11 protein-coding genes and 1 pseudogene are annotated in these 18,658 nt (G+C 60.8%); 8 read left to right on the forward strand and 4 right to left on the reverse strand.

The genetic code is table 11. The features are described from left to right. Positions 1 to 14: 14 nt before the first annotated feature. Complete coding sequence (barA, locus tag SSARUM_RS03600; RefSeq protein ID WP_060430893.1) at positions 15 to 2,741, reverse strand: two-component sensor histidine kinase BarA; 2,727 nt, start codon at positions 2,739 to 2,741, stop codon at positions 15 to 17. Between the two features lie 66 nt (positions 2,742 to 2,807). Between barA and rlmD the strand changes: the two genes are divergently transcribed. From rlmD to SSARUM_RS03640, 8 genes and pseudogenes are all read left to right on the forward strand, one after another. Next, the gene (rlmD, locus tag SSARUM_RS03605) at positions 2,808 to 4,157 is read left to right on the forward strand and encodes a 23S rRNA (uracil(1939)-C(5))-methyltransferase RlmD (RefSeq protein WP_033649231.1); all 1,350 of its coding nucleotides are present in this window, start codon (positions 2,808 to 2,810) and stop codon (positions 4,155 to 4,157) included. A gap of 9 nt (positions 4,158 to 4,166) precedes the next feature. Further along, the gene (gene relA / locus SSARUM_RS03610; RefSeq protein WP_033637137.1) at positions 4,167 to 6,398 is read left to right on the forward strand and encodes a GTP diphosphokinase; all 2,232 of its coding nucleotides are present in this window, start codon (positions 4,167 to 4,169) and stop codon (positions 6,396 to 6,398) included. 102 nt (positions 6,399 to 6,500) lie between these two features. Beyond that, positions 6,501 to 7,295, forward strand: a complete 795-nt coding sequence (mazG, locus tag SSARUM_RS03615; RefSeq protein WP_033649234.1) for a nucleoside triphosphate pyrophosphohydrolase — start codon at positions 6,501 to 6,503, stop codon at positions 7,293 to 7,295. A gap of 348 nt (positions 7,296 to 7,643) precedes the next feature. Beyond that, positions 7,644 to 9,281, forward strand: a complete 1,638-nt coding sequence (gene pyrG / locus SSARUM_RS03620) for a glutamine hydrolyzing CTP synthase (protein ID WP_033637139.1) — start codon at positions 7,644 to 7,646, stop codon at positions 9,279 to 9,281. Positions 9,282 to 9,362: 81 nt separating this feature from the next. Next, the gene (gene eno / locus SSARUM_RS03625; protein WP_033637140.1) at positions 9,363 to 10,658 is read left to right on the forward strand and encodes a phosphopyruvate hydratase; all 1,296 of its coding nucleotides are present in this window, start codon (positions 9,363 to 9,365) and stop codon (positions 10,656 to 10,658) included. 298 nt (positions 10,659 to 10,956) lie between these two features. Further along, positions 10,957 to 12,147, forward strand: coding sequence for an NAD(P)/FAD-dependent oxidoreductase (locus SSARUM_RS03630; RefSeq protein WP_060426308.1), 1,191 nt, complete (start codon positions 10,957 to 10,959; stop codon positions 12,145 to 12,147). Continuing rightward, positions 12,144 to 12,539: a helical membrane plugin domain-containing protein gene (locus SSARUM_RS03635; RefSeq protein ID WP_080430350.1), complete on the forward strand. Its 396-nt coding sequence runs from the start codon at positions 12,144 to 12,146 to the stop codon at positions 12,537 to 12,539. Before SSARUM_RS03630 ends, SSARUM_RS03635 begins: the two co-directional genes overlap by 4 nt. Positions 12,540 to 12,575: 36 nt before the next feature. Then, a pseudogene (locus tag SSARUM_RS03640) lies at positions 12,576 to 13,770 on the forward strand (methionine gamma-lyase). A gap of 36 nt (positions 13,771 to 13,806) precedes the next feature. Here SSARUM_RS03640 and SSARUM_RS03645 read toward each other — a convergent pair. From SSARUM_RS03645 to hutU, 3 genes are all read right to left on the reverse strand, one after another. Further along, positions 13,807 to 15,201, reverse strand: a complete 1,395-nt coding sequence (locus SSARUM_RS03645; RefSeq protein ID WP_033652933.1) for an amino acid permease — start codon at positions 15,199 to 15,201, stop codon at positions 13,807 to 13,809. 102 nt (positions 15,202 to 15,303) lie between these two features. Further along, entirely contained in the window at positions 15,304 to 16,839 is a 1,536-nt protein-coding gene (gene hutH / locus SSARUM_RS03650; protein WP_033637148.1) for a histidine ammonia-lyase, read from the reverse strand. Next, positions 16,836 to 18,527, reverse strand: coding sequence for a urocanate hydratase (gene hutU, locus SSARUM_RS03655; protein ID WP_060430895.1), 1,692 nt, complete (start codon positions 18,525 to 18,527; stop codon positions 16,836 to 16,838). The genes hutH and hutU overlap by 4 nt, the downstream gene beginning before the upstream one ends. Positions 18,528 to 18,658: the final 131 nt, after the last annotated feature.

Raw genomic sequence — 18,658 nt, forward strand, 5'->3', positions numbered from 1 at the left:
TATGGCCTGAGGACTCAGGCCGGTTGCGTCAGATGCGCGCGCGCCGCGTGGATCACCAGTTCAATCTCATCCAACAGCTCCAGCCACTCCGGCTCCAGCTCGTCGTTGGTGACGCCCTGGCGCAGCTGCCGCTCGAGGTAGAAACACAGCTGCTTGAGGCGCGGCACGCCGCTGTAGCTGCAGCTGCCGTGCAGCTTATGGACCAGATCGAGGATCTCGTCGTCATGCTGGCCGTCGAGCAGCGCTTGCACTCGCTCGCGCACCTGCGGCAGGAAATCGAGCAGCATTTGCAGCAGATCGCGCGCCAGATCCGGTTTATTGGCCGCCTGACGCAGCGCCAGCGGCCAGTCGAGCGACAGCGGCGCGTCGTCGGCGACGGCGTTTTCCACGTCGCCGCTGTGGTAGCGCGACAGCACGCGGGTCAGCATTTTCTCGTCGATCGGCTTGGCCAGATAGTCGTCCATCCCGGCCTGCAGCAGGTGCTCGCGCTCGCCGCTGGCGGCATGGGCGGTAACGGCGACGATCGGCGTGGAGTTGTGATGCGGCAGTTGGCGGATCAGCTCGCTGGCGTGAATGCCGTCCATCTTCGGCATCTGAATGTCCATCAGGATCAGATCCAGCACGTTGTCGCGCGCCAGCGCCAGCGCTTCCTCGCCGCTCTCGCACAGCAGGGTTTTTTCTACCTGTTCCCCCAGCAGCGTGCCGATCAGCTTCAGGTTGGCCGGGTTGTCGTCAACCGCCATCACCGTCAGCGGCAGGCGTTTACGCTCAGGCGGCGCGGTGAGGCGTGTCTGTGTCTCCATCCTGAGCAGCGGGAACAACCGGGTGCTGGTGATCGGCTTGATCAGGCAGCCGAGCGCGCCTTGTTGCTTGAGCAGCTCGGCGTCGATCTGCGCCTGGCACGGCAGCGCCAGAATCACCCGATCGGCCAGCTTCAGCGAGGCCAGCAATTTGTCCTCGTGCTGCGCCATGTTGTCGCGGAACGGGATGGGCACGCCGGCCAGCAGGAAGTCATAGTGGCCTGGCGGCAGCTGGGCCAGCGTCGGCGAGTGGGTGATCACCAGCTGCGTGACGCTGAGCATGTTGAGCGTCGCCTGCGCCGCCGTCGGGTTGGACTCGATATAGGCCAGCGTTTTGCCGTTCAGATCCGGCAGGCTCGGCGCCAGCGACAGCATGCCCTCGTTCAGATCCAGCGTGATGTGGAACCAGAAGGTCGAGCCGCGGTTCAACTGGCTGTGGAAGCAGATATCGCCCCCCATCTCTTTCACCAGTTTTTGCGTGATCACCAGCCCCAGCCCGGTGCCGCCGTGGCGGCGGGAGATGCTGGCGTCTGCCTGACGGAATGCCTGGAACAGCTGCGACTGCTGGCGTTCGGAGATGCCGATGCCGGTGTCGTGGATCTGCACTTCCACTTCCACCCGGCGATCCAGCCGTTTGCGCAGCTCGACGCGAATATCGATATTGCCGGTTTCGGTGAACTTGATGGCGTTGCCCAGCAGGTTGGTGATGATTTGCTGCAGGCGCAGCGAGTCGCCGCTCACCTGCTCCGGCACGTCGTTGTGCACATCCAGCGTCAGTTCCAGCCCCTTATCGTGGGCGCTGGGCGCCAGCAGCACCACCACTTCGTCCAGCGTTTCACGCAGGGCGAACGGAATATGCTCCAGCACCAGCTTGCCGGCCTCCAGCTTGGAGAAGTCCAGCACGTCGTTGATGATGGTCAGCAGGTTGTTGGCCGAGCGTTCGATGGTCTGCAAATAGTCGGTCTGGGTCGCGCTCAAATCGGTTTTCAGCATCTGGCGGGTGAAGCCGATTACGCCGTTGAGCGGGGTGCGCAGCTCGTGCGACATGTTGGCCAGGAATTCGGACTTGATGCGCGCCGCTTCCTGCGCGCGTTTTTTCGCCAGATCCAGCTCGACGTTCTGAATTTCCATTTGCTCCAGCGTTTCACGTAGGTCGGAGGTGGCCTGATCGATGTTCTGCTGCATCTCTTCGTGATAGGCGGTGAGCGACATCGCCATCGAGTTGATGCCGTTCTTCAGCATGTGCAGCTCGCCGAGCATGTAGCCCTCCACGCGGCTGTCGAGCTGGCCGCGGCGGATACGGTCGACGGTATTCACCATATTGCGGATCGGGCCGGTCACGTCGCGCATCAGCCGGTAAGCGAACAGGATGGCGATGCACATGCACAGCAACAGCAGCAGGGTGGAGACGAACACCTCTTTATATTGCTGCAGCCGCACCGACTGCAGATCCAGCTCGATCGCCACATAGCCCAGGTTGTTGTCGGGGTGGCTACCGCCGTCGGCGGTTTCATCCGGATACTGGCTTTCCGACAGGATCGGCGTGCGCAGGATCAGCGAATCGCCGCGTCGGGTGAGCATCAGCTCGGTAGGCAACGGCACGCCTTTCGGCAGCTGCAGCTGAGCGAAGTTGTGGTGATAATTGGAGGTGACGAACAAATTGTTCTGCGCATCGAACACGGTGATCGAACGCACGATGTCCGAATGGCGGCGGTGCAACAGACTGACCAACTGCCTGACCGATTCGCGGCTGCGGAACGTCATGCCGTACTCGCTGGCCACCGCCAGCGGCTCGATGATGCTGGCGCCGGCGTCGACCAGTTGCTCCTGCAGCTCGTTATAGCGGTGCACCACGAAGAAGGTGCTGAGCAGCAAACCAATCAGCAAGGTCGGGGCCAGAATCAGGATCATCATGCGCGCACGCAGGCTGTATTTGGTCATGGGATTCCAATGTGGGAGAATTGACAGCTGACACTAGCTTAATGAACCAGCACACAATCGACAAATATGGCGCAATTCTACTCTCCCAAACGCCGCGTGACGACCCGGCAGAGCTCACAAATCTTCACCGTGACGGTGAGCGATCTCGATCCTTTCGGCCAGGGCGTGGCGCGCCACGACGGCAAAGCGGTGTTCGTGCCGGGCGTATTGCCGGGCGAGCAGGCGGAAATCCAGCTGACCGAAGATAAGCGCCAGTTCGCCAAAGGCAAGCTCAAGCGCCTGCTGAGCCGCAGCCCACAGCGGGTGGCGCCGCGCTGCCCGCATTTCGGCGTGTGCGGCGGCTGCCAGCAGCAGCATGCGGATGAGGCGCTGCAACAGCAGAGCAAGGCGGCGGCGCTGGTGCGCATGATCGCCCGCGAAACCGGGGTGACCCCGCAGCAGGAGCCGGTGATCGCCGGCCCGGAATACGGTTATCGCCGTCGCGCCCGCCTGAGCCTGGCGTGGCAGCCCAAGCTGCAGCGCCTGATGATGGGCTTTCGACAGGCGGCCTCCAGCGAGCTGGTGGCGGTGGAGCACTGCCCGGTGCTGCGGCCGGAGCTGGAACGGCTGCTGGCGCCGGTGCGCGCCTGCCTGAGCGGGCTGCAGGCGGTACGGCGGCTGGGGCATGTAGAGCTGGTGCTGGCGGATAACGGCCCGCTGCTGGTGCTGCGCCATCTCGACGCGCTGAAAGAGGCGGATCGGCAGGCGTTGTTGGCGTTTGGCGAGCGGGAAAACCTCGCCGTTTACCTGGCGCCGGACAGCGATCGCGTGGAAAAACTGTGCGGTGACACGCCGTATTATCAGGTTGACGGGCTACGCTTAGACTTCAGCCCGCGCGACTTTATTCAGGTCAATGACGCCGTAAACCAACAAATGGTGGCGCAGGCCCTTGAATGGCTCGACATTCAACCCAATGATCGGGTGCTGGACCTGTTCTGCGGCATGGGCAATTTTACCCTGCCGCTGGCGCGCCGCGCCGCTGCGGTGGTGGGCATCGAAGGTGTTGCCACGCTGGTAGCGAATGGGCAATATAATGCACATAAGAATAAGCTGAATAATGCATCGTTCTTCCACGAGAATCTGGAGGACGACGTTGCGCGGCAACCTTGGGCAGCACAAGGGTTTGATAAGGTGATGCTGGATCCCGCCCGCGCCGGTGCGGCCGGGGTGATGTCACACATTGTAAAACTGGCGCCGGCGCGGGTGGTGTATGTTTCCTGTAACCCCACCACGCTGGCTCGCGACAGCAAAGTGCTGTTGAGCGCCGGTTATCGTCTTGCGCGCGTGCGGATGTTGGATATGTTTCCGCACACGGGGCATCTTGAATCAATGGCGCTGTTTATCAACGAGCGCGCGCCAGAGGTCGCTGCAAAGTAGGGAGAAGTTATGGTTGCGGTAAGAAGTGCACATCTGAATACGGCGGGTGAGTTCGCTCTCGATGAGTGGATAGCCGGCTTGGGGCTACCTAACCCGCAGTCATGTGAGCGATTGGCCGCAACCTGGCGTTATTGTGAGCAGCAGACCCAGAATCACCCCGACGCCTCGCTGCTGCTGTGGCGTGGTCTGGAGATGGTGGAAATCCTCTCGACGCTGAGCATGGACAACGACAGCATGCGCGCTGCGCTGCTGTTCCCGCTGGTGGACGCCGGCATCGTGCAGGAAGAGACCCTGACCGAAGCGTTCGGCAAGGGCATTGTCGCGCTGGTGCACGGCGTGCGCGACATGGACGCCATTCGCCAACTGAAAGCCACCCAAAACGACTCGATGGCCTCCGAACAGGTCGACAACGTGCGCCGCATGCTGTTGGCGATGGTGGAGGATTTCCGCTGCGTGGTCATCAAGCTGGCGGAGCGCATCGCTCACCTGCGCGAGGTGAAAGACGCGCCGGAAGACGAGCGCGTGCTGGCGGCGAAAGAGTGTTCCAACATCTACGCCCCGCTGGCCAACCGGCTCGGCATCGGCCAGCTGAAGTGGGAACTGGAAGATTTCTGCTTCCGCTACCTGCATCCGGAAGAATACAAGCGCATCGCCAAGCTGTTGCATGAGCGCCGCATCGATCGCGAACAGTTCATCGACGATTTCGTCGCCGGGCTGCGCGCCGAAATGGCCAGCGAAGGCATTCGGGTGGAGATCTACGGCCGGCCGAAACACATCTACAGCATCTGGCGCAAGATGCAGAAAAAGCACCTGGCGTTCGACGAACTGTTCGACGTGCGCGCGGTGCGCATCGTGGCGGAGCGCCTGCAGGATTGCTATGCGGCGTTGGGCATCGTGCATACCCACTTCCGCCATCTGCCGGACGAGTTCGACGACTACGTCGCCAACCCGAAACCCAACGGCTACCAGTCTATCCACACCGTGGTGCTGGGGCCGCGCGGCAAAACCGTCGAGATTCAGATCCGCACCCGGCAAATGCATGAAGACGCCGAGCTGGGCGTAGCCGCGCACTGGAAGTACAAAGAGGGCGCGGGCGTGACCGTGCGCTCCGGCTACGAAGAACGCATCGCCTGGCTGCGCAAGCTCATCGCCTGGCAGGAAGAGATGGCGGACTCCGGCGAGATGCTCGACGAAGTGCGCAGCCAGGTGTTCGACGATCGGGTGTATGTGTTTACGCCGAAAGGCGACGTGGTGGATCTGCCGGCCGGCTCCACGCCGCTCGATTTCGCCTACCACATTCACAGCGACGTCGGCCACCGTTGCATCGGCGCCAAGATCGGCGGCCGCATCGTGCCGTTTACCTATCAGCTGAAGATGGGCGACCAGATTGAGATTATCACCCAGAAGCAGCCGAACCCGAGCCGCGACTGGCTGAACCCGAACCTGGGGTATGTCACCACCAGCCGCGGGCGCTCGAAGATCCACAACTGGTTCCGCAAGCAGGATCGCGACAAGAACATTCTCGCCGGCCGCCAGATGCTGGACAACGAACTGGAACACCTCGGCATCAGCCTGAAAGAGGCCGAGAAGCTGCTGATCCCGCGCTACAACATGAACTCGCTGGACGAGGTGTTGGCGGCGATCGGCGGCGGGGACATTCGCCTGAACCAGATGGTGAATTACCTGCAGGGCAAGTTCAACAAGCCGAGCGCCGAAGAGCAGGATCGCGAGGCGCTGCGCCAGCTGGTGCAGCAGAAAGCGCCGCCGCCGGCCCGCAACAAGGACAACGGCCGAGTGGTGGTGGAAGGCGTGGGCAACCTGATGCACCACATCGCCCGCTGCTGCCAGCCGATCCCGGGCGACGACATCGTCGGCTTTATCACCCAGGGGCGCGGTATTTCGATCCACCGGGCGGACTGCGATCAGCTGGTCGATCTGCAATCGCACGCGCCGGAGCGCATCGTCGACGCGGTATGGGGTGAAAGCTACTCCAGCGGTTATTCGCTGGTGGTGCGCGTGATGGCCAACGATCGCAGCGGGCTGCTGCGCGACATTACCACCATTCTGGCCAACGAAAAGGTCAACGTACTGGGCGTCGCCAGCCGCAGCGACACCAAGAAGCAGTTGGCCACCATCGACATGGATATCGAAATCTACAACCAGCAGGTGCTGAGCCGGGTGCTGGCGAAGCTGAACCAGCTGCCGGACGTGATAGACGCCAAGCGTCTGCACGGCAACTAAGCCCACATCGCCTTTCGGGCCGTATCGATAGCGGATGCGGCCCGAAATCCATGAATTCGGCGGGCGCTCCCCTGCGCCCCCATGCTTTCTCAGAGATTTTTTATGACCCAATCCACTCCGCTGCAGCGTCTGCTGAACATCATGAAAACGCTGCGCGACCCGCAGATCGGTTGCTCGTGGGACCGCAAGCAAACCTTCGCCACCATTGCGCCTTATACGCTGGAAGAGACTTACGAAGTGCTGGACGCCATCGAGCGGCAGGACTATGCCGATCTGCGCGACGAGCTGGGCGACTTGCTGTTTCAGGTGGTGTTTTACGCGCAAATGGGGCAGGAGCAGGGGCTGTTCGATTTCGATGAGGTGTGCACCGCCATCAGCGACAAGCTGGAGCGCCGTCACCCGCACATCTTCGGCGACGCCGAGGGCGGAGACAGCGAAGCCGTGGCGGCGCGCTGGGAGCAGCTGAAGGCCGGTGAGCGCGCCGAAAAAGCGCTGCACTCGGTGCTGGACGATATTCCGCAGGCGCTGCCGGCGTTGATGAAAGCGCACAAGATCCAGAAACGCTGTGCCTCGGTCGGCTTCGACTGGAATACCCTGGGCCCGGTGCTGGACAAAGTGTACGAAGAGATCGACGAAGTGATGCACGAAGCCCGCCAGGCGGTGGTCGACGAGAGCAAGCTGGAAGAGGAGATCGGCGATCTGCTGTTCGCCACGGTGAACCTCTCGCGCCATTTAGGCCACAAGGCCGAGAACGCGCTGCAGGCGGCGAACCGCAAGTTCGAGCGCCGCTTCCGCCAGGTGGAAGAGATTGTCCAGCAAAGCGGGCTGCGGCTTGAAGACGCCACGCTGGAGCAGATGGAAGAGGCCTGGCAGCAGGTGAAACGTCAGGAAAGCTGAATCGCCGCGACAATGTTGATCGCCGACAAGGTTCGCTTGAGCTGAAACGGTTAAGCTTTCGGTCAGGTTAGAGGCGCATGGCTGCCGGCGGCAGCAAAAGGGCAACAAACTGAAATCTAAGGCGTTTTATCGCTCCTGAGGGGCGGTAAAAAGAAATTTTCTCTGCTAACTCTTTGTTTTACCTGGAGGGTTTATGCGGCGCCGGCGGAGTAAACCCTGATGAACACGGGAGGGCGGCCGAGATGATGGACAGCAAAACGATCGTTTGTAGGTCAGGAGAGGTTCGGGTATACTACTTTCCCGTCCTGGTTCTTCCATCGTCTTTAAACCTAAACTCTCAGGTTCAGCATGACAACTAATTATATTTTTGTGACCGGCGGGGTCGTATCCTCTCTGGGTAAAGGCATTGCCGCAGCCTCTCTGGCGGCTATTCTTGAAGCCCGTGGCCTCAACGTTACCATCATGAAACTGGACCCGTACATCAACGTGGATCCGGGCACCATGAGCCCGATTCAGCATGGGGAAGTTTTCGTCACCGAAGACGGCGCAGAAACCGATCTGGATTTGGGTCACTACGAGCGCTTCATCCGCACCAAAATGTCGCGTCGCAACAACTTCACCACCGGCCGCATCTACTCCGACGTGCTGCGTAAAGAACGCCGCGGCGACTATCTGGGTGCGACCGTGCAGGTCATTCCGCACATCACCAACGCGATCAAAGAGCGCATCATCGAAGGTGGCGAAGGCCACGATGTGGTGCTGGTGGAAATCGGCGGCACCGTCGGCGATATCGAATCGCTGCCGTTCCTCGAAGCTATCCGTCAGATGGCGGTGGAAGTGGGCCGCGAGCACACTCTGTATATGCACCTGACGCTGGTGCCGTACATGGCGGCGGCCGGCGAAGTGAAAACCAAGCCGACCCAGCATTCCGTAAAAGAGCTGCTTTCCATCGGTATTCAGCCTGATGTGCTGATTTGCCGTTCCGATCGCGCAGTTCCTGCTAACGAACGCGCTAAAATCGCGCTTTTCTGCAACGTGCCGGAAAAAGCGGTTATCTCTCTGAAAGACGTTGATTCTATTTATAAAATCCCAGGCCTATTGAAATCTCAGGGGCTGGACGATTATATTTGTAAACGATTCAGCTTGAACGCACCGGAAGCCAACCTGGCCGAATGGGAACAGGTGATCTACGAAGAAGCCAATCCGGGCGGCGAAGTGACCATCGGCATGGTCGGCAAATACGTTGAGCTGCCGGACGCCTACAAGTCGGTGATCGAAGCGCTGAAGCACGGCGGGCTGAAAAACCGTCTGACCGTGAACATCAAGCTGATCGACTCGCAGGACGTGGAAACCCGCGGCGTGGAAGTGCTGAAAGGGCTGGACGCGATCCTGATCCCGGGCGGCTTCGGTTACCGCGGCGTGGAAGGCAAAGTGATGACCGCACGCTATGCGCGCGAGAACAACATTCCTTACCTGGGCATTTGCCTGGGCATGCAGGTGGCGTTGATGGAGTTCGCTCGCAACGTGGCGGGCATGGAAAACGCCAACTCCACCGAGTTTATGCCAGACTGTAAGTACCCGGTGGTGGCGTTGATCACCGAATGGCGCGACGAAGACGGCAACGTCGAAGTGCGCAGCGAAGAAAGCGATTTGGGCGGCACGATGCGCGTAGGTGGCCAACAGTGCAACCTGATCGACAACAGCCTGGTGCGTCAGCTGTATGGCGAACCGACCATTGTCGAGCGTCACCGTCACCGTTACGAAGTTAACAACATGCTGTTGAAGCAGATCGAAGCCGCAGGGCTGCGTGTCGCCGGTCGTTCCGCCGACAACAAGCTGGTCGAGATCATTGAACTGCCGAATCACCCGTGGTTTGTAGCCTGTCAGTTCCACCCGGAATTTACGTCTACGCCGCGTGATGGGCATCCGCTGTTCGCCGGCTTCGTGAAAGCCGCAGGCGAGCATCAGAAGCGCCAGGTGAAATAAAATATTTGGTAGGCGGCGCGCGGTGAGAACCGCGCGCTGTTTGTCTGGAGTTTTAGTTTAACTTGTACTGAGGAAAACCTAATGTCCAAAATCGTTAAAGTCATCGGTCGTGAAATCATCGACTCCCGCGGTAACCCGACTGTTGAAGCCGAAGTTCATCTGGAAGGCGGTTTCGTCGGCTTGGCTGCTGCGCCGTCAGGTGCTTCTACCGGTTCCCGCGAAGCGCTGGAACTGCGTGACGGTGACAAGTCTCGTTTCCTGGGTAAAGGCGTACTGAAAGCCGTTGCTGCAGTAAACGGTCCGATTGCTCAGGCAGTACTGGGTAAAGATGCCAAAGACCAGGCGAACATCGACAAGATCATGATCGAGCTGGACGGCACCGAAAACAAATCCAACTTCGGCGCCAACGCCATTCTGGCGGTTTCCCTGGCAGCAGCGAAAGCGGCTGCAGCCTCTAAAGGTATGCCGCTGTACGAGCACATCGCTGAACTGAACGGCACCCCAGGCAAATTCTCCATGCCACTGCCGATGATGAACATCATCAACGGCGGCGAGCACGCTGACAACAACGTCGACATTCAGGAATTCATGATTCAGCCGGTTGGCGCGAAAACCCTGAAAGAAGCGGTGCGCATCGGTTCTGAAGTGTTCCACCACCTGGCGAAAGTTCTGAAAGCCAAAGGCATGAACACCGCCGTGGGCGACGAAGGCGGCTACGCACCAAACCTGGGTTCCAACGCCGAAGCGCTGGCGGTTATCGCTGAAGCGGTAAAAGCGGCGGGCTACGAGCTGGGCAAAGACGTCACTCTGGCGATGGACTGCGCGGCTTCCGAATTCTACAAAGACGGTAAATACGTGCTGGCCGGCGAAGGCAACAAAGCCTTCACTTCCGAAGAGTTCACTCACTTCCTGGAAGATCTGACCAAACAGTACCCAATCGTGTCTATCGAAGACGGCCTGGATGAATCCGACTGGGCGGGCTTCGCTTACCAGACCAAAGTTCTGGGCGACAAAATCCAGCTGGTGGGCGACGATCTGTTCGTTACCAACACCAAGATCCTGAAAGAAGGCATCGAGAAAGGCATCGCTAACTCCATCCTGATCAAATTCAACCAGATCGGTTCTCTGACCGAAACTCTGGCTGCTATCAAGATGGCGAAAGACGCCGGCTACACCGCGGTGATCTCTCACCGTTCCGGTGAAACCGAAGACGCGACCATCGCCGACCTGGCGGTAGGGACTGCGGCTGGCCAGATCAAAACCGGTTCCATGAGCCGTTCTGACCGCGTTGCCAAGTACAACCAACTGATCCGTATCGAAGAAGCGCTGGGTGACCGTGCGCCGTTCAACGGCCTGAAAGAAGTTAAAGGCCAGTAAGTTCGACCGATTCGGTTGCTAAATAAAAACCCGCCGCGGCGGGTTTTTTTATGTTTTAAATTCGTGATGAATGTCAGTCTAATAATAAGTTTTTTATTGAAAACGTGGTCCTATTTAACCCGATAATTTTATTAAAGATAGTGACTGTGTTTATTTTATATTCCATTTTTATTTGCTTTATAATTATTCGTTACTAGACTGCCAATGAGGCAGTTTATTTCTCGCCGTTCTGCCGTAGATCTTCATCCTCACTATGCCTTAATACTGCCGGCTTGCTGGCCGGTTGAGCGAGGGCTTGATGCGACAGCGAATCGTCATTGTCGGCGGCGGAACCGGCGGCACCATCCTGGCCAATGTATTGGCCGAAAAATTGCACCGAGAAATTATTAATAATAAAGTCGAGTTATTAATGATATCGGATTCACCGCTGCATTATTACAAACCGGCGTTTATGTATGTGGCGTTCAATACTTTTTTCAAACAGGAACTCACGCGCTCACAGCGGAGTTTATTGCGCCCTGAAATACAATTCATTGTTGATAAAGCGGAATCTTTCGATTTAACACAGCGAAATATAGCCACGCAAAGCGGTAAAATTTATTCCTATGACTTCCTGGTCTTTGCTACCGGCTGCGTCCCCTGGCCGGAGCGTATCGAAGGGCTGGCGCAGGCGGGCGATCATTTTTACCAGTATCAGGCCGCCAGGCGGTTGGCGCAAAAACTGGCGACTATCGAGAAAGGGCGTATCTTCATCACCGTTTCCTTCCCTGAAACCCCCAACGTGCCCCACCAGTGCGGCATCGCGCCGATCGAAACCACCTTGATGCTGGATGACTACCTGCGGCGGCGCGGCGTGCGTAAGGCGGTGGAGATCGTTTATACCTATCCGACTATTTCCCAATTGCTGCGCAACTGCCTGTTTTTGCAGCGCCCGACCGGCAAAGCGCTGCCCGCCATTTTTGCCGCGCGCGATATCCGTCACCAGCGCGGTTTTACCCTCAGCCGGGTGGACGCACAGCGCAACATCGCCTATTCCGCCGAGGGGGAGGAACAGCCGTTTGACATCCTGATGGCCACGCCGCCGATCCGGGCGGTGGAAGCGGTGCGCAACACCGGCCTGAGCGATATTCAAAACGGCGAGGGGTGGTTGCCGACCGATCACCAAACGCTGCAGGTGTACGGCCAGCAGGGCGTATACGTGATAGGCGATACCGTGGATCTGCCGGTCAGCAAGGCAGGCGGTTCTTGCCACAATCAGGCGCCGGTGATCGCCGACAACATCGTGGCGGAAATACGGCTGGGGCAAACGGTCAGCCATTACGACGGCAAGGTGCAGGCGGTCGCGCAAATGGGGCTGAATGCCGGCATGCCGCTGGTGTACGACTACCGTCACGACGTGCTGCCGACCCCGGCCACCAAGGTGGGCGGCATGCTGCGAAACGGTTTTAACCGCGGTCTGTATTGGGCCACGGTAAGGGGGCTGATATGACGGAAAGCACGGTGCATGGTGATGAACTCCAATCGCTGGCGGGCTTGCTGGAAAAACTGCGGCCGCTGCTGGCCGGCGGGCGGCTGGACAACGTGGTCGATCTGCTATCGTTGCTGTCGGACGTAGTGGATATCGTCGACAACGCGCTGGTGGAAAAACTGGCCGGCGTATTCGAAGGGCTGGTTACGGTCGGTTGGGAGGGAGGGACTGCGTTGAAGATGGCGCACAGCGAGCTGCAATTGAACCCGCCGCCCGCCAATTTTCGTGCGGCTTACGCCTTGCTGAAGCAGCCGGACACCCTGCTGGGCGTCATGCTGCTGCTGCGCACTCTGCAAATTATCGGGCGGCGTACACGGGATGGCGCGTTGCCGCCGGATGCTTCCGATGAATAATTGAATCGGCTTCGTTCACTCAGATAAGGAGTCGTTATGTCCGGCAAACTTGACCATGCCTTCGCTACCCGCGCTATTCATTATGGCTACGATCCTCAGCAGCATCAGGGGGCGCTGAGCCCGCCGGTGTTTATGAGCTCCACTTTTACCTTTCCCACGGCGGAATATGGCGGCGCTTGCTTTGCAGGCACCGAACCGGGGTATTTCTATTCACGTATCGCCAACCCGACGCTGAATCTGCTGGAGCAGCGCATCGCCAACCTCGAAGAGGGGGAAGCGGCGGTGGCGTTCTCTTCCGGCATGGGGGCGATCACCGCCTGTTGCTGGACGTTGCTCAGCCCGGGCGATGAGCTGATCGTCGATGAAACGGTGTATGGGTGCACCTTCAGCTATTTTCATCACGGTCTGGCGCGCTTTGGCGTCAAGATAACCCATGTTGATCTGACCCGGCCGGAGCGGCTGGCCGCCGCGATCGGTAGGCGCACCCGGCTGGTGTATTGCGAAACCCCGGCCAACCCCAACATGCGACTGATCGATATCGCCGCAGTGGCGGAGATTGCACACCGGCATCAGGCGTTGCTGCTGGTGGACAACACCTACTGTACGCCGTACCTGCAGCGGCCAGCTGACGCTGGGCGCCGACATCGTGGTGCACTCGGCCACCAAGTACCTCGGCGGCCACGGCGATCTGCTGGCCGGGCTGGCGGTGACGAGCGAGGCGCTGGCGCAGACGATCCGGCTTGAGGGGCTGAAGGACATGAACGGGGCAGTGCTGTCGGCGCAGGATGCTGCGCTGGTACTGCGCGGTTTGAAAACCTTGCCGCTGCGCATGGATCGTCATTGCGATAACGCGCAGCGTCTGGCGGAGATGTTGGCGGAGCATCCTGCGGTCGAGCGGGTGTATTATCCCGGCCTGGCGAACTTCCCGCAGCATGCGTTGGCGCAGCGGCAAATGGCGCGCCCCGGCGGCATGCTGGCGTTTGAACTGCGGGGCGGCATGAGTGCAGGGATTCGCTTCCTCAATGTGCTGCAGCTCATCTTGCGCGCGGTCAGCCTGGGCGATTGCGAAAGCCTGGCGCAACACCCGGCCAGCATGACGCACTCGGCCTACAGCCCCGAAGAGCGGCGGCGCCATCATATCAGCGAGGGATTGGTGCGGTTGTCCGCCGGGCTGGAGGCGTTTGACGACTTGCAGGCGGATGTCCTGCAAGCATTGGCGCAGGCGCATTAAAAAACCCGCCGCAGCGGGTTTTATCAGAAGCGAGCGTTACATCTGCTGCGTTGCCGCGGTCACCGGCGAACCCCCGCCTTTCTTGCGCACCCACAGCCAGTAAGCCACGGTGAGTAAAGCGATCCACACCAGCCCGACGTACAGCGCGATGCGGCTCTCTTCGAAGTAGCCGAGCAGGCCGATGACGAATGCCATAAAGGCGGTCGCCAATGCCGGCGCCACCGGCCACCACGGCACCGGGAAGCTCAACTGACGAGTTTCTTCCGGCGACAGCGTGCGGCGCATGACGATCTGCGACAGCAGGATCATCAGCCACACCCAGACGGTGGCGAAGGTGGCGATCGAGGCGATGATCATGAAGACCTTCTCCGGGATCAGGTAGTTGAGCACCACCGCCAGCAGCAGGGCGACCGACATCACCAGCACCGTCATCCACGGCACGCCGCTGGCGGTCAGTTTGGTGAAGCTGCGCGGCGCCTGGCCGTCCTGCGCCATGCCGTACATCATGCGGCCGGCGCCGAAGATGTCGCTGTTGATGGCCGAGATGGCGGCGGTGATCACCACCACGTTCAGCACGTTGGCGGCGGAGCTGATGCCGAGGTTGCTGAAGATCTCAACGAATGGGCTGCCGTTCTGGCCGATGCTGTTCCACGGGTAGATCGCCATCAGCACCGTCAGCGTCAGCACGTAAAACAGCAGGATGCGCACCGGCACGGCGTTGATCGCTTTCGGCAGCACTTTGGCGGGGTCTTTCGCCTCGCTGGCGGTAATGCCGATGATCTCGATGCCGCCGAAGGCGAACATCACCACCGCCAATGACGCGACCACGCCGCCGATGCCGTTAGGCATAAAGCCGCCGTGCTGCCACAGGTTACTGATACCGGTAGCGTGCTGGGCTTGGCCGAAGCCGAACAGCATCACCGCCGCGCCGCCGACGATCATCGCCACGATGGCGGCGACCTTGACCAGCGACAGCCAGAACTCCAGCTCACCGAACACCTTGACGCTGCACAAATTGAGCGCGCCGATAAACAGAATGATGCTGAGCACCCAGACCCACTGGGCGACGTCCGGGAACCACAGCCCCATATAAATGCCGAAGGCGGTGACGTCCGCCAGGGCGACGATCACCATTTCGAAGGTGTAGGTCCAACCGGTGAGGAACCCGGCCAGCGGGCCGAGATAGTGGCTGGCGTAGTGGCCGAACGAGCCGGAAACCGGCTGGTGCACCGCCATTTCACCCAGCGCGCGCATCACCATGAACACCGCCGCGCCGCCCACCAGGTAGGCCAGCAGCACGGCCGGGCCGGCCAGCTGGATGGCGCCGGCGGAGCCGTAGAACAGGCCGGTGCCGATCGCCGAGCCGAGAGCCATGAAACGGATGTGCCGCGCGTTTAGTCCGCGTCTGAGTTGTGTTGTTTCGTTACGCATGTTGCTTCCCGTTAAGTGTTTGCCGAACAGGCACGCGCTGCCCGCGCCGGGTGGAACGCACCCGGCGGGGCAGAACAAACTGCGTGATTCAGTGTGTGATGATTATGCCTGGCTAGGCAGCAGCGCCGCAGGCAGCAGCGATGTCAGGTGACCGGCCGCCAAGAGTTGGCTGGCGGCTTCAATGTCGGGGGCGAAGAAACGATCCTTGTCGTAGAAACTGACATGCTCGCGCAGCAGACGGCGCGCCTGCTCCAGACCTTCCGAGGTCTTCAGGCCGTTGCGGAAATCCAGGCCCTGACAGGCGGCCAGCCATTCGACCGCCAGAATGCCGCGCACGTTGTCCGCCATGATCCACAGGCGGCGACCGGCGGCCGGCGCCATGGAAACGTGGTCTTCCTGGTTGGCGGAGGTCGGAATGCTGTCGACGCTCGACGGGTGCGCCAGCGCTTTGTTTTCGCTGGCCAGCGCCGCGGCGGTCACCTGGGCGATCATGAAGCCGGAGTTCACGCCGCCGTTTTCCACCAGGAACGGTGGCAGTTGCGACATGTGCTTGTCCATCATCAGCGAGATGCGGCGCTCGGACAGCGAACCGATTTCGGCGAACGCCAGCGCCAGGTTATCGGCGGCCATCGCCACCGGCTCGGCGTGGAAGTTGCCGCCGGACAGCACGTCGCCCTGTTCGGCGAACACCAGCGGGTTATCCGAGACGGCGTTGGCTTCAATTTCCAGCACCTCGGCGGCCTGGCGGATCTGCGTCAGGCAGGCGCCCATCACCTGCGGCTGGCAGCGCAGGGAGTAAGGATCCTGCACTTTTTCGCAGTTGCGATGCGAGTCGGAGACTTCGCTGCGCGCGCCGAGCAGGTGGCGGTAGGCGAGGGCGGCGTCGATCTGGCCGCGCTGGCCGCGCACCTCGTGGATGCGCGCATCGAACGGGCTGCGAGAGCCCAGCGCCGCTTCCACCGTCAGGCTGCCCGCCACGGTCGCGGCGGCGAACAGATCTTCGGCATCGAACAGGCCGCGCAGCGCGAAGGCGGCGGAGACCTGGGTGCCGTTCAGCAGCGCCAGGCCCTCTTTCGCCGCCAGCGTCAGCGGTTTCAGGCCGGCCTTGGCCAGCGCTTCAGTCGCCGGCAGCCATTGGCCCTGATGGCGCGCCTGGCCTTCGCCCAGCAGCACCAGGCTCATGTGCGCCAGCGGTGCCAGGTCGCCGGAGGCGCCGACGGAGCCTTTCAGCGGAATATGCGGATACACTTCGGCGTTGACCAGCGCGATCAGCGCCTGAATGACTTCCAGACGAATGCCGGAGAAGCCGCGCGACAGGCTGTTGATCTTCAGCACCATGATCAGGCGCACCAGGTTATCGTCGGTCGGCTCGCCCACGCCGGCGGCGTGCGACAGCACGATCGAACGCTGCAGGTTTTCCAGATCGTCGCGGGCGATGCGCGTCGAAGCCAGCAGGCCAAACCCGGTATTGATGCCGTAAGTGGTGCGGTTTTCTTCAACGATGCGTTCCACGCAGGCCACGCTCTGCTGGATTGGCGCGTAGGCGTTGTCGTCCAGCGTCAGCGTCACCGGGTGTTGATAGACGTCGCGTAGCTGGGCCAGCGTCAGTTTGCCCGGGCGAATAGTCAGCGCTTTCATGCTTTTTCTCCTTGGGTCGCGGCAACCATCGGCAGATTCAGGCCTTGCTCGCGGGCGCAGTCGATAGCGATATCGTAACCGGCGTCGGCGTGACGCATGACCCCGGTAGCCGGGTCATTGTGCAGGACGCGGGCGATGCGCTCGGCGGCTTCGTTGGTGCCGTCGCAGACGATCACCATGCCGGAGTGTTGGGAGAAGCCCATGCCGACGCCGCCGCCGTGGTGCAGGGAAACCCAGGTGGCGCCGCTGGCGGTGTTCAGCAGGGCGTTGAGCAACGGCCAGTCGGAAACCGCATCGGAGCCGTCTTTCATCGCTTCGGTTTCACGGTTCGGGCTGGAAACGGAGCCGGAATCCAGGTGGTCGCGGCCGATGACGATCGGGGCGGACAGTTCGCCCCGGCGCACCATTTCGTTGAACGCCAGGCCCAGCTTGGCGCGCTGGCCGAGGCCAACCCAGCAGATGCGCGCCGGCAGACCCTGGAAGCTGATGCGCTCGCGCGCCATGTCCAGCCAGCGGTGCAGGTGTTCGTCATCCGGGATCAGCTCTTTCACCATGGCGTCGGTTTTGTAGATGTCCTGCGGATCGCCGGACAGCGCCGCCCAGCGGAATGGCCCGATGCCGCGGCAGAACAGCGGACGGATGTAGGCTGGCACGAAGCCCGGGAAGTCGAAGGCGTTGTCGACGCCGGTTTCTTTCGCCATCTGGCGAATGTTGTTGCCGTAGTCGAAGGTCGGCACGCCCATCTGCTGGAAGGCCAGCATGGCTTTGACGTGATCGGCCATCGACTGCTTGGCGGCGGCGACCACTTTGGCCGGCTCGGTCTGGGCGCGCTGGCGATATTCCTCCCAGCTCCAGCCTTTCGGCAGGTAGCCGTTCAGCGGATCGTGGGCGCTGGTCTGATCGGTGACCATGTCCGGGCGCACACCGCGGCGAACCAGCTCAGGCAGGATTTCCGCCGCGTTGCCGCACAGGGCGATGGAGATGGCTTTGCCTTCTGAGGTGTATTTCTTGATGCGGGCCAGCGCGTCGTCCAGATCTTTGGCCTGCTCATCGACGTAGCGGGTTTTCAGACGGAAATCGATGCGGCTCTGCTGACATTCGATGTTCAGCGAGCAGGCGCCCGCCAGCGTCGCGGCCAGCGGCTGCGCGCCGCCCATGCCGCCCAGACCGGCGGTCAGCACCCAGCGCCCCTGCAGGCTGCCGTCGTAATGCTGGCGGCCCGCTTCGACGAAGGTCTCATAGGTGCCCTGAACGATGCCCTGGCTGCCGATGTAGATCCAACTGCCGGCGGTCATCTGGCCGTACATGGCCAGGCCTTTGGCGTCCAGCTCGTTGAAGTGTTCCCAGGTTGCCCAGTGGGGCACCAGGTTGGAGTTGGCGATCAGCACGCGCGGTGCGTTGCTGTGGGTTTTGAAGACGCCGACCGGCTTGCCGGACTGCACCAGCAGGGTTTCGTCTTCCTCCAGCGTTTTCAGCGTTTCGACGATCTTGTCGTAGCAATCCCAGTCGCGCGCGGCGCGGCCGATGCCGCCGTACACCACCAGCTCGTGTGGGTTCTCCGCAACTTCAGGATCGAGGTTGTTCATCAGCATGCGTAACGGCGCTTCGGTCAGCCAGCTTTTTGCGTTTAATTGTGTGCCGCGTGGCGCGCGTACATCGACATTGCGAACTTTGTTATTTGTAGTCACAGCAGTTTCCTCAAACAGTATCGGTGCAGATTCCATGCCGCGGTGGGGGATGAGTACCACGGCATAACAATGCGTAGGGTTTATTAACATATACTTGTATGTACAAGCATATGCAACACTGACCAGTTGCC

It is taken from the genome of Serratia sarumanii, assembly GCF_029962605.1.
Classification (GTDB): domain Bacteria; phylum Pseudomonadota; class Gammaproteobacteria; order Enterobacterales; family Enterobacteriaceae; genus Serratia; species Serratia sarumanii.

What these genes read in the sequence shown, in the direction of transcription:
- mazG (WP_033649234.1), top strand. Translation starts at nt 6,501, where the DNA reads ATGACCCAATCCACTCCGCTGCAGCGTCTGCTGAACATCATGAAAACG.
- relA (WP_033637137.1), top strand. Translation starts at nt 4,167, where the DNA reads ATGGTTGCGGTAAGAAGTGCACATCTGAATACGGCGGGTGAGTTCGCT.
- hutH (WP_033637148.1), bottom strand. Translation starts at nt 16,839, where the DNA reads ATGAAAGCGCTGACTATTCGCCCGGGCAAACTGACGCTGGCCCAGCTA.
- rlmD (WP_033649231.1), top strand. Translation starts at nt 2,808, where the DNA reads ATGGCGCAATTCTACTCTCCCAAACGCCGCGTGACGACCCGGCAGAGC.
- SSARUM_RS03630 (WP_060426308.1), top strand. Translation starts at nt 10,957, where the DNA reads ATGCGACAGCGAATCGTCATTGTCGGCGGCGGAACCGGCGGCACCATC.
- eno (WP_033637140.1), top strand. Translation starts at nt 9,363, where the DNA reads ATGTCCAAAATCGTTAAAGTCATCGGTCGTGAAATCATCGACTCCCGC.
- SSARUM_RS03635 (WP_080430350.1), top strand. Translation starts at nt 12,144, where the DNA reads ATGACGGAAAGCACGGTGCATGGTGATGAACTCCAATCGCTGGCGGGC.
- barA (WP_060430893.1), bottom strand. Translation starts at nt 2,741, where the DNA reads ATGACCAAATACAGCCTGCGTGCGCGCATGATGATCCTGATTCTGGCC.
- pyrG (WP_033637139.1), top strand. Translation starts at nt 7,644, where the DNA reads ATGACAACTAATTATATTTTTGTGACCGGCGGGGTCGTATCCTCTCTG.
- SSARUM_RS03645 (WP_033652933.1), bottom strand. Translation starts at nt 15,201, where the DNA reads ATGCGTAACGAAACAACACAACTCAGACGCGGACTAAACGCGCGGCAC.